This is a genomic window from Mycobacterium sp. (genome assembly GCF_044342925.1).
Taxonomy (GTDB): Bacteria; Actinomycetota; Actinomycetes; order Mycobacteriales; family Mycobacteriaceae; genus Mycobacterium.
Genome location: NZ_JBIIOV010000110.1, coordinates 1 through 11,134, shown reverse-complemented (window position 1 = coordinate 11,134; position 11,134 = coordinate 1). Strand labels below are relative to the sequence as shown.

Here is an 11,134-nt window from a genome sequence, read left to right as displayed (position 1 = left end):
TCTCAGCGGCTCACTTCGTTGCGCCGCATCGTCGCCCCGCTAGACCGATGGCGTGGCTTCTCAGCGGCTCACTTCGTTGCGCCGCATCGTCGCCCCGCTAGACCGATGGCGTGGCTCCTCAGCGGCTCACTCCGTTGCGCCGCATCGTCGCCCCGCTGGACCGATGGCGTGGCTCCTGGGCGGCTCACTCCGTTGCGCCGCATCGTCCCCCCGCTAGGCTGGCGCGGTGCGTCCCGCCCTGACCGATTACCGACACCTGGCCAGCGGCAAAGTGCGTGAGCTTTATCGCATCGACGACGACCATCTGCTGTTCGTCGCGACCGACCGGATCTCGGCGTTCGACTACATCCTGGACAGCGTCATCCCGGACAAGGGCCGCATCCTCACGGCGATGAGTGTCTTCTTCTTCGGCCTGGTAGACGCGCCGAACCACCTCGCGGGGCCACCGGACGACCCGCGCATTCCGGCCGAGGTGCTGGGCCGCGCTTTGGTGGTGCGCCGATTGGACATGGTCCCCGTCGAGTGTGTGGCGCGCGGCTATCTGACCGGCTCGGGCCTGCAGGACTACCAGCGCACCGGAGCGGTGTGCGGAATCCAGCTGCCGCCCGGCCTGGTGGAAGCGAGCAAGTTCGACCAGCCGCTGTTCACCCCGGCGACCAAAGCCGAGCTCGGCGAACACGACGAGAACATCAGCTTCGATGAGGTGACACACCTGGTGGGTGCGGCCCGTGCCGCCGAGTTGCGGGACCTGACGCTGAACACCTACCGGCAGGCCGCCGACCACGCGCTGAACAAGGGAATCATCATCGCCGACACGAAATTCGAATTCGGCGCCGATGCCGGTGTCGGTGGAGGGGGCCGACTGGTGCTGGCCGACGAGGTATTCACGCCCGACTCCTCCCGGTACTGGCCGGCGGACACCTACACCGAAGGCCTGGTGCAGCCCAGTTTCGACAAACAGTTCGTGCGGAACTGGCTGACCGGGCCGGATTCGGGCTGGGACCGGAACGGCTCGCAACCTCCGCCGCCGCTGCCCGAGGAGATCGTGGCGGCCACCCGCAGCCGCTACATCGAGGCCTACGAACGTATTTCGGGGTGCAAGTTCGCGGACTGGATCGGAGGCGTCGCATGACCGCTCCGATTCCCAAGCGCGTCGAGGCCAAGCGGGTCCACCACGACGACGAGTTCATCGACCCTTACGAGTGGATGCGGGAGAAGTCCGATCCGGAAGTCATCGCCCACCTCGAGGCCGAGAACGCTCACGTCGAAGAGGCCACCGCCTACCAGGAGCCGTTGCGGCAGAAGATTTTCGACGAGATCAAGGCCCGCACCAAGGAGACCGACCTGTCGGTGCCGCTGCGTCGCGGGGACTGGTGGTACTACGGCCGGAGCTTCGAGGGCAAGCAGTACGGCGTGCACTGCCGCTGCCCGATCTCGGGCCCTGATGACTGGGAACCGCCGGTGCTCGACGAGCACACCGAGTTTCCCGGCGAGCAGATCCTCCTGGACGAGAACGCCGAAGCCGACGGCCACGATTACTTCGCCGTCGGCGCCGCCAGTGTCAGCCCGGATGGCCACATCCTGGCCTACTCGGTGGACGTGGTCGGCGATGAGCGGTACACCCTGCGTTTCAAGGACTTACGCACCGGCGAGCTGTACCCGGACCGCATCACCGGCATCAACGCCGGGCTGACGTGGGCGACCGACAGCGCCACGGTGTACTACACGACCGTCGACGAGGCCTGGCGACCTGACACCGTATGGCGCCACCAACTCGGTCACACCGGCCCTGACGAGCAGGTGTTCACCGAACCCGACGAGCGTTTCTGGGTGGCGGTGGGCCGCACCCGCAGCAATGCCTTCATCGTCATCGCGGCGGGTTCGGCGATCACCTCCGAAGTCCGCGTTGCCGACGCGTCCGATCCGCAGGCGGAGTTCCGCGTCGTGCTGCCCCGCCGCGACGGGGTGGAGTACACGGTCGATCACGTCGTGGTCGACGGCGGGGACCGGTTCCTGATGCTGCACAACGACGGGGCGCCGAACTTCGCCCTGGTCGAGGCGCCGGTCGACGACCCCACCGCGCAGCGGACTCTGATCCCCGCCCGCGACGACGTCCGGCTGGAGGGCGTCGACGCCTTCGCCCGGCACTTTGTTCTGCACTACCGTCGTGAGGGGCTGCCGAGTCTTGCGCTCTGGCCGATTACCGAGGGCGGTTACGGGACGCCGTCGGAGATCACCTTCGATTCCGAACTCATGGCGAGCGGTCTTGGCGGCAACCCCAACTGGGACGCTCCGCGGCTGCGGATCGGCGCCACGTCGTTCGTGACCCCGATGCGCATCTACGACATCGACCTGGCCACTGGTGAGCGGACGCTGCTGCGCGAGCAGCCGGTCTTGGGTGACTATCGACGCGACGACTACGTCGAACGCCGAGACTGGGCGGTCGCCGAGGACGGCACCCGCATCCCCATCTCGCTGATGTACCGCAACGGTGTCGATGTCGAATTCCCAGCTGCCACAGTGCTTTACGGGTACGGCGCCTACGAGTCCAGCGAGGATCCCCGGTTCTCCATCGCTCGACTGTCGCTGCTGGACCGCGGCGCTGTCTTCGCCGTCGCCCACGTCCGCGGCGGCGGTGAAATGGGCCGGCTGTGGTACGAGCGGGGCAAGCTGCTGGAAAAGAAGAACACCTTCACCGACTTCATCGCCGTGGGCCGTCACCTGGTGGACGAGGGACTGACCCGGCCGCGGAACATGGTGGCGCTGGGCGGCAGCGCCGGCGGCCTGCTGATGGGCGCGGTGGCCAACATGGCGCCTGACCTGTTCGCCGGCATCCTCGCGCAGGTGCCCTTCGTCGACCCGCTGACGACGATCCTGGATCCGTCGCTGCCGTTGACGGTGACCGAGTGGGACGAGTGGGGCAACCCCCTGGAAGACAGCGACGTCTACTTCTACATGAAGTCCTACTCGCCTTACGAGAACGTCGAGGCCAAGGAATACCCGGCGATCCTGGCGATGACATCGCTGAACGACACCCGGGTTTTCTACGTCGAGCCCGCCAAATGGGTTGCCGCGCTGCGTCACACCAAGATCGATCCGCGCCCCGTGCTGCTGCGCACCCAGATGGCGGCCGGCCACGGCGGCATCAGCGGACGATACGAACGGTGGAAGGAAACGGCGTTCCAGTTCGCCTGGCTGCTGGCGACCGCGGACCCGGATCGGTACGGCAAGGACGCCCCGACCGAGCCGGTCTAGCCGGTCTAGCTGGCCGACCCGCTGGCCGTCGTGGCGATCCCGCCGTCGACCGGGATCACCGCCCCGTTGACGTAGGAGCCGGCCCGGCTGGCCAGGAAGACTGCGATGCCGGCCATGTCGTCGTCGCGGCCGATGCGGCGCAGTGGCGCCGCGGCGGCGATCGCCTCGCCGAACGCCTCCAGGGTGGCCGCCATCATCTTCGACGGGAATGGTCCCGGCGCGATCGCGTTGACGGTGATGTGCTGCGGGCCGAGCTCTTTGGCCAACACCCGGGTGAGCTGATGGATCGCGGCCTTGCTCGCGGAGTAGGAGTAGGTCGGCATCGGGCTGACGTGGATCCCGTCGATGCTCCCGACGTTGATCACCCGCGCCGGATCGTCCTGTGTTCCGGCCTTGCGCAGTGCCGGTAGCAGCTCCTGCACCATCCAGAACGGCGACTTGACGTTGAGGTCGATCACCCGGTCCCAGGCCGCGGCGGGGAAGCTCTGCAGCGGCTCTCCCCAGGTTGCGCCGGCGTTGTTGACCAGAATGTCCAGGTGGTCGGCGCGGGTCAGCACGTCAGCCGCCAGCCGCGCACACTCCTCCTGTCGCGCCAGGTCGGCAGGCACTGCGCGCACCGGCCCGAACTCCGACAGGGCGGCCACGGCCTCTTGGCAGGCGTCGGCCTTGCGGGAGCTGACCACCACATCGGCGCCGGCCTGCAGCAGGCCGCGGGCGATCATCATGCCGATCCCGCGAGTGCCGCCGGTGACCAGAGCGGTCTTGCCGTCCAGTCCGAAAAGTCTTCTCAGATCAGCTGCACTCACGTCCGGCTCCTTCAGAAGCGTTGGGCCGCTTCGGGGTTGAGCACCCGGAAGTCGGTCTCGGTCATCTCGGTCAGGCGGCCGTAGAAGATGCCCCGCGCCTCCGGGGCGATGATGCCCTGATGGATGGGCACGGCGTGGTCGGGGGACACCGCGCGCAGGTAGTCCACGGCTTCGGAGATCTTCAGCCAGGGAGCGGCCGCCGGGGTGGCGAGCACCTGCACCGGTTCGTTAGGGACGAACAGGGCGTCACCGGGATGCATCAGCTTGGCCGGATGCTGGTCGTCGCCCACCAGATAGGACATGTTGTCGATCACCGGAATCTCGGGATGGATAACCGCGTGGCGGCCGCCCACTCCGCGGATCCGCAGGCCGTCCACGGTCAGTTCGTCGCCGACGTGGACCGCCCGCCAGTCCCCGCCGAGCATCGCCGCGGTCTGCGGGTCGGCGTAGAGCGCCGCCTGCGGGTTGGCCTCCACCAGCGCGGGCAGCCGTTGCGGGTCGGCGTGGTCGGGGTGCTGGTGGGTCAGCAGGATCGCCGACAGGCCGGTGATGCCCTCGAAGCCGTGCGAGAAGTTGCCCGGGTCGAATAGCAGCCGGGCGACACCGAAGTCGGCGAGCAGGCATGAATGACCGAAATGCGTCAACTCCATGCCTACGATTGTGCGCGCTCACAGGAGGCGGCGGTATGCGGATTGCCCTCACGGCAGGGGTCATGGCCTCCTATCTCGCTGTCGCCGCGCCGGCGGCCGCCGAACCGGCCAGCACCTGCCCGCCGGCCTGCAACCGCATCCCCGAGACCGCCTGGATCGCACCGGCGGCCATCCCGTTGGACTCGACCTACTCCTGGCCGCAGCTCGCCGGATTGGCGGTGACGGCACGATCACCCCGGTTCGCCTTCGAGGAGCTGTGCGCCACCCCAGCGGCCGCCTCCGACCCGCGCAGCTACGTCGTCGCCGAACGATCCGAGGTGTCCAACCCGAAAGGGCAGTGGCAGCTGCGCGCCCAGGTGCTGCACTGGCGCGGCGAGACGTGGTGGGGCGCCGATCGCGTCGAGGAAGTCTTCGCCGCCGCCGTCGCGGCGCTGCGCGCCTGCCAGGCGACCAACCCGGCGGCGTCGGCGTCGCTCATCGTCGACCAGCCCGACCGGCTGGCCGCCGCTATCAGCGGCCCGGTCGTCATGCGCCAATACCTGCTCGCCGACCGGCTCAACAGCACGCTCACCGAATTGGCCCTGTGGTCCGACGCCCCGCCGCAGACGCCGTGGCCGGCCGTCACCGACACCGCGGTTCTCGACGCGCTCGGCGCACCGCTGTGCACCGCCTATATCGACTCCTGCCCCTGACCCGCCGGTAGGATCAGCGGCGCACAGAGCCGCACCGTCCCCGACATAAGGAGCCCCGTGCCCCGGGTAATTGTGACCGTGATGCCGAAGACCGAGATCCTCGACCCGCAGGGGCAGGCCATCGTCGGCGCGCTGGGGCGGCTGGGTCATCCCGGAATCACCGATGTCCGACAGGGCAAGCGCTTCGAACTCGAGGTCGACGAGACCGTCACCGATGACGAACTGGCCGAGATCGCCGAGTCGCTGCTGGCCAATACGGTGATCGAGGACTGGGCCGTCACCCGGGATCCGGCATGAGCGCCCGCGTCGGGGTCATCACCTTCCCCGGAACCCTCGACGACGTCGACGCTGCCCGCGCGGTGCGACTGGCCGGCGCCGAGGCGGTCAGCCTGTGGCACGGCGACGCCGACCTGAAGGGCGTCGATGCCGTGGTGGTGCCGGGCGGCTTCTCCTACGGCGACTATCTGCGCTGCGGGGCCATCGCCAAGTTCGCCCCGGTGATGGGCGAAGTGGTCGCCGCCGCGCAGCGCGGCATGCCGGTGCTGGGCATCTGCAACGGTTTTCAGATCCTCTGTGAAGCCGGTCTGCTGCCGGGCGCGCTGGCCCGCAACGCCGGGCTGCACTTCATCTGTCGGGACGTGTGGTTGACGGTGGACTCCGTCAACTCCGCGTGGACATCGCGCTACGAGGCCGGTGCGCAGCTGCTGGTTCCGCTGAAGTCCGGCGAAGGACGTTACGTGGCAAGCGAATCCGTGCTCGACGAGCTGGAAGGCGAAGGCCGGGTGGTGTTCCGCTACGCCGACAACCCCAACGGCTCGATGCGTGACATCGCCGGCATCAGTTCGGCCGACGGGCGCGTGGTCGGGCTGATGCCGCACCCCGAGCACGCCACCGAGCCGCTCACCGGACCGTCCGACGACGGGCTGGGCATGTTCTATTCCGCCCTCGACGCGGTACTGGCCGTCTAATCCGATGACCGGTGGGGCCACCGCGCAGGGTCTGTGCGACTTCGTCGACGCCTCGCCGTCGCCCTTTCACGTCTGCGCCACTGCGGCGGCCCGCCTGCGGGGCGCCGGTTACACCGAACTGGCCGAGACGGACCGCTGGCCAAAGGGTGGCGGCAGGTTCTTCACCGTCCGCTCCGGGTCGCTGATCGCCTGGAACGGGGAAACGCACGCCACCGGTGACACCGACCGGCCGTTCCGCATCGTCGGCGCACACACCGACAGCCCCAACCTGCGGGTCAAACAGCACCCGGACCGCACGGTGGCCGGCTGGCAGGTGGTGGCCCTGCAGCCCTACGGCGGGGCATGGCTGAACTCGTGGTTGGACCGCGATCTCGGCCTGAGCGGCCGGCTGTCGGTGCGTGACCGCAAGGCAGACGGCGGGATCGCGCACTGGCTGGTGCGCATCGACGAGCCTCTGCTGCGGGTGCCGCAGCTGGCCATCCACCTGTCCGAGGACCGCACTGCGGTGTCGCTCAACCCGCAGCGCCACCTCGACGCGGTGTGGGGGTCGGGGGAGCGGCCCCGGTCTTTATGGCACTACATCGCCGAGCGGTTCGACGTGGCCCCCGGCGACCTGCTGTCCGCCGAGTTGATGACCCACGACCTGGCACCCGCCCAGCTGATCGGCGCCGAGCGTGATCTCGTCAGCGCGCCACGGCTGGACAACCAGGGCACCTGCTATACCGGTCTGGAGGCACTCCTGGCGGCCGAACCCGACGGGTACGTTCCGGTGCTGGCCCTGTTTGACCACGAGGAGGTGGGTTCTACCTCCGACCACGGTGCGCAGTCGGATCTGCTGCCGACCGTCCTGGAGCGGATCGTGCTGGCCCGCGGCGGGGACCGGCAGGACTTCCTGCGGACGCTGACCGCCTCGATGGTGGCTTCCGGCGACATGGCGCACGCCACCCACCCGAACTACCCGGACCGCCACGAGCCGTCCCACCTGATCCGGGTCAACGGCGGGCCGGTGCTCAAGGTGCAACCCAACCTGCGCTACGCCACCGACGGGCGCACCGCCGCGGCGTTCGAACTGGCGTGCCGTCAGGCCGGTGTGCCGCTGCAGCGCTACGAACACCGCGCCGACCTGCCGTGCGGGTCGACGATCGGGCCGATGACGGCGGCGCGCACGGGCATCCCCACCGTCGACGTCGGGGCTCCCCAGCTGGCCATGCACTCCGCGCGGGAACTCATGGGGGCCCGCGACGTGGCCGCCTATGCCGCGGCGCTGCGGGCCTTCCTGGCCCCCGAATAAGCTGACCCGGTGACAATCGACACCGTCGAGCACGCATCCTCGACTCCGGACCACCCCCAGCCCTACCGGGAACTCGGACTCAAGGACGACGAGTACGGGCGCATCCGGGAGATCCTGGGCCGTCGGCCCACCGACGCCGAGCTGGCGATGTACTCGGTGATGTGGAGCGAGCACTGCTCCTACAAGTCCTCCAAGGTGCACCTGCGCTACTTCGGCGAGACCACCACCGACGAGATGCGCGCCGGCATGCTCGCCGGGATCGGCGAGAACGCCGGGGTGGTCGACATCGGCGACGGCTGGGCCGTCACCTTCAAGGTCGAGTCGCACAACCACCCGTCCTACGTGGAGCCCTACCAGGGTGCGGCCACCGGTGTCGGCGGGATCGTTCGCGACATCATGGCGATGGGCGCCCGTCCGGTCGCGGTGATGGATCAGCTTCGATTCGGCGCGGCCGACGCCCCGGACACCCGGCGAGTGGTCGATGGTGTGGTCCGCGGCATCGGCGGCTACGGAAACTCGCTCGGCCTGCCCAACATCGGCGGCGAGACGGTGTTCGACGCGTCCTACGCGGGCAACCCGTTGGTCAACGCGATGTGCGTCGGTGTGCTCCGCAAGGAGGATCTGCATCTGGCCTTCGCCTCCGGCGCCGGCAACAAGATCATTCTGTTCGGGGCCCGCACCGGTCTGGACGGCATCGGCGGAGTGTCCGTGCTGGCCAGCGATACGTTTTCCGGTGACGAATCAGGTGCGGGCAGAAAGAAATTACCCAGCGTCCAAGTAGGGGACCCGTTCACCGAGAAGGTGCTCATCGAGTGCTGTCTGGAGCTGTACGAAGCCGGGCTGGTGGTCGGCATCCAGGATCTCGGCGGTGCCGGGTTATCCTGCGCAACATCCGAACTCGCCTCCGCCGGTGACGGCGGTATGGCCATCGACCTGGATCGGGTGCCGCTTCGAGCAGCTAACATGACCCCCGCCGAGGTGCTCTCCAGCGAGTCCCAGGAGCGGATGTGCGCGGTGGTGACCCCGGAGAACGTCGAGGCGTTCATGGCGGTGTGCCGCAAGTGGGACGTGCTGGCGACGGTGATCGGTGAGGTCACCGACGGCGACCGGCTGGTGATCACCTGGCACGGCGAGACCGTCGTCGACGTGCCGCCGCGCACCGTCGCCCACGAGGGCCCGGTCTACCAGCGCCCACTGGCCCGCCCCGACACTCAGGATGCCCTCAACGCCGACAACTCCGCGTCGTTGCCGCGGCCGAAGACCGGCGCGGAACTGCGCGCGACTCTGCTTGCGCTGCTGGGCAGCCCGCATCTGTGCAGCCGGGCGTTCATCACCGAGCAGTACGACCGCTACGTGCGGGGCAATACGGTGCTGGCCGAGCACGCCGACGGAGGTGTGCTGCGGATCGACGAGGCGACCGGACGCGGGATCGCGGTGTCCACCGACGCCTCCGGCCGCTACACCCAGCTCGACCCCTACACCGGCGCGCAGCTGGCATTGGCCGAGGCCTACCGCAACGTGGCAGTCACCGGCGCCACCCCGATCGCCGTCACCAACTGCCTGAACTTCGGCTCCCCGGAGGACCCGGGCGTCATGTGGCAGTTCGCCCAGGCCGTGCGCGGCTTGGCCGACGGCTGTGTGGCACTGGGCATTCCGGTCACCGGCGGCAATGTCAGCTTCTACAACCAGACCGGCGCTACGCCGATCCTGCCCACCCCGGTGGTCGGCGTGCTCGGCGTGCTCGACGACGTGCGGCGCCGGCTGCCGACGGGCCTCGGCGCCGAGCCGGGGGAGAGCCTCTTCCTGCTCGGCGACACCCGCGACGAGTTCGACGGATCGATCTGGGCGCAGGTCACCGCCGACCATCTCGGCGGGCTGCCACCGAAGGTCGACCTGGCCCGGGAGAAACTGCTCGCCGAGGTCCTGGTGGCCGCCTCGCGGGACGGGCTCGGCTCGGCCGCACACGATCTCAGCGAGGGGGGCCTGATTCAGGCTGTCGTCGAGGCGTCGCTGGCCGGCGAAACCGGTTGCCGGATCGTGCTTCCCGACGATGAGGACCCGTTCGTCTTCCTGTTCTCCGAGTCGGCGGGGCGTGTGCTGGTCGCGGTCCCGCGCACCGAGGAGAGCCGGTTCCGGGCGATGTGCGAGGCGCGGGGGCTGCCCGCCACCCGGATCGGAGTCTCCGATGAAGGATCGGATTCGGTTGAGGTCCAAGACCAATTCAGCGTGACACTGGAGGAACTGCGCAGCACATCCGAAGGGGTGCTGCCCAGTCTGTTCGGATGACGCGCGAGTCGGGGGCGGCCTGGGCGTGGTCTCTACTGCGTCTGGACTTCACCGGCATCGTCTTCTCCGCGCTGTTCTTCTGCCTGTCGCTCACGCCGTCGCTGCTGCCGCGGGACTGGATCATGGGTGGGGTCATCGGTGGTATCAACGCCGCCATCGGCTATGGCATCGGGGTGCTGATCGGCATGGCCGTGCGCGCTGTCCTACGGGGCGGACGGTTATGGGCCGCGTTGCGTAGCCTGCCGCGATTGACGGTGCAGGCCTGGGTGATCGCCATCTCGATCGGCGCGAGCCTGTTGATGGCGGTCCCCGCCGCGGCCTGGCAGCGCCAGGTCGCGGCCTTGATGGGAATCGAGGGTCCGCCCACCGCGTCGTATCTGCGCACCGTTGTCGTGGCGCTGCTCACCGCCGGCGCGTTGATCGCCGTCGCCCGGCTGGTGAAGGACCTCATCAAGGCGCTGGCCCGGATGATGATCCGGCGCTGGCAGATCGACGGCGAAGTCGCCATGTTCATCGGCACCGCCATCGTCGTGGTGCTCATCATCACCGTGGTCAACGGGCTGCTGGTGCGCGGTCTGCTGGCCGGGGCCAGTTCGGTGTTCCAGCCCCAGAACGCCGCCACCCGGCCGGGGGTCGAGCAGCCGCAGCAGCCCGAACGATCAGGTAGCCCAGGATCTTTCGCCGCCTGGGATTCGCTGGGTTTTCAGGGTCGCAACTTCACCGGAACCGGTCCGCGCGCCGTGGAGCTGGCCGAACTCAACGGCCGCCCGGCCAAGGAGCCGATCCGCATCTACGTCGGCCTGCAGACCGCCACCACTCCGGATGAGCGGGTGGCGGTGCTGCTGTCGGAGCTGCAGCGCACCCGGGCGTTCGACCGAAGGATGCTGGTGATCATCCCCACGACCGGTACCGGGTGGGTGGATCCCGTTGCGGCGCGGTCGATCGAATCGATGTACAACGGCGACACCGCCCTGGTGGCGATGCAGTACTCGTACCTGCCGAGCTGGATCTCATTCCTCGCCGACCGGGACAAGTCAGTCGAGTCGGGCCGGTCCATGATTGACGCGGTCCACCGCAGATGGCTGCAGTGGCCGGCCTCGACCAGGCCGAAGCTTGCTGTGTTCGGGGAGAGTCTGGGGTCGATAGCCGGGCAGGGCGCTTTCGGTTACCTGCACGACGTGGCCGA

Annotated in this window: 10 protein-coding genes; 8 read left to right on the top strand and 2 right to left on the bottom strand. The window is 68.8% G+C overall.

Annotated elements, in window-relative coordinates; all coding sequences use genetic code 11:
- The first annotated feature begins 226 nt into the window (after window positions 1-226).
- Both ADBZ6I_RS12155 and ADBZ6I_RS12150 read left to right on the top strand, forming a co-directional pair.
- A complete protein-coding gene (locus tag ADBZ6I_RS12155) occupies window positions 227-1,132 on the top strand; it encodes a phosphoribosylaminoimidazolesuccinocarboxamide synthase (protein ID WP_526384142.1) in 906 nt (301 codons plus the stop codon).
- The gene (locus tag ADBZ6I_RS12150) at window positions 1,129-3,255 is read left to right on the top strand and encodes a S9 family peptidase (RefSeq protein WP_526384140.1); all 2,127 of its coding nucleotides are present in this window, start codon (window positions 1,129-1,131) and stop codon (window positions 3,253-3,255) included. The genes ADBZ6I_RS12155 and ADBZ6I_RS12150 overlap by 4 nt, the downstream gene beginning before the upstream one ends.
- Window positions 3,256-3,260: 5 nt before the next feature.
- Here the strand turns inward: ADBZ6I_RS12150 and ADBZ6I_RS12145 are convergent, their stop codons facing one another.
- Window positions 3,261-4,061 (bottom strand): SDR family oxidoreductase, encoded by an 801-nt coding sequence (locus ADBZ6I_RS12145; RefSeq protein WP_526384138.1) that lies wholly within the window; start codon window positions 4,059-4,061, stop codon window positions 3,261-3,263.
- Window positions 4,062-4,072: 11 nt separating this feature from the next.
- Entirely contained in the window at window positions 4,073-4,711 is a 639-nt protein-coding gene (locus ADBZ6I_RS12140; protein WP_526384136.1) for an MBL fold metallo-hydrolase, read from the bottom strand.
- 35 nt (window positions 4,712-4,746) lie between these two features.
- Here ADBZ6I_RS12140 and ADBZ6I_RS12135 point away from each other — a divergent pair, with 35 nt between their 5' ends.
- From ADBZ6I_RS12135 to ADBZ6I_RS12110, 6 genes are all read left to right on the top strand, one after another.
- A complete protein-coding gene (locus tag ADBZ6I_RS12135) occupies window positions 4,747-5,403 on the top strand; it encodes an ATPase (protein ID WP_526384134.1) in 657 nt (218 codons plus the stop codon).
- 57 nt (window positions 5,404-5,460) lie between these two features.
- A complete protein-coding gene (purS, locus tag ADBZ6I_RS12130; protein ID WP_526384132.1) occupies window positions 5,461-5,700 on the top strand; it encodes a phosphoribosylformylglycinamidine synthase subunit PurS in 240 nt (79 codons plus the stop codon).
- Window positions 5,697-6,371 carry a phosphoribosylformylglycinamidine synthase subunit PurQ gene (gene purQ, locus ADBZ6I_RS12125; protein ID WP_526384130.1) on the top strand — a complete coding sequence of 225 codons (675 nt, stop codon included), beginning with the start codon at window positions 5,697-5,699 and terminating at the stop codon, window positions 6,369-6,371. Before purS ends, purQ begins: the two co-directional genes overlap by 4 nt.
- Window positions 6,372-6,375: 4 nt before the next feature.
- The gene (locus tag ADBZ6I_RS12120) at window positions 6,376-7,662 is read left to right on the top strand and encodes a M18 family aminopeptidase (RefSeq protein WP_526384128.1); all 1,287 of its coding nucleotides are present in this window, start codon (window positions 6,376-6,378) and stop codon (window positions 7,660-7,662) included.
- Between the two features lie 15 nt (window positions 7,663-7,677).
- Complete coding sequence (gene purL, locus ADBZ6I_RS12115) at window positions 7,678-9,948, top strand: phosphoribosylformylglycinamidine synthase subunit PurL (protein WP_526384144.1); 2,271 nt, start codon at window positions 7,678-7,680, stop codon at window positions 9,946-9,948.
- On the top strand, window positions 9,945-11,134 hold a 1,190-nt coding region (locus ADBZ6I_RS12110), incomplete at its 3' end, for an alpha/beta-hydrolase N-terminal domain-containing protein (protein WP_526384126.1). The genes purL and ADBZ6I_RS12110, both read left to right, overlap by 4 nt.

What these genes read in the sequence shown, in the direction of transcription:
- purQ (WP_526384130.1), top strand. Translation starts at nt 5,697, where the DNA reads ATGAGCGCCCGCGTCGGGGTCATCACCTTCCCCGGAACCCTCGACGAC.
- ADBZ6I_RS12135 (WP_526384134.1), top strand. Translation starts at nt 4,747, where the DNA reads ATGCGGATTGCCCTCACGGCAGGGGTCATGGCCTCCTATCTCGCTGTC.
- ADBZ6I_RS12140 (WP_526384136.1), bottom strand. Translation starts at nt 4,711, where the DNA reads ATGGAGTTGACGCATTTCGGTCATTCATGCCTGCTCGCCGACTTCGGT.
- ADBZ6I_RS12120 (WP_526384128.1), top strand. Translation starts at nt 6,376, where the DNA reads ATGACCGGTGGGGCCACCGCGCAGGGTCTGTGCGACTTCGTCGACGCC.
- ADBZ6I_RS12150 (WP_526384140.1), top strand. Translation starts at nt 1,129, where the DNA reads ATGACCGCTCCGATTCCCAAGCGCGTCGAGGCCAAGCGGGTCCACCAC.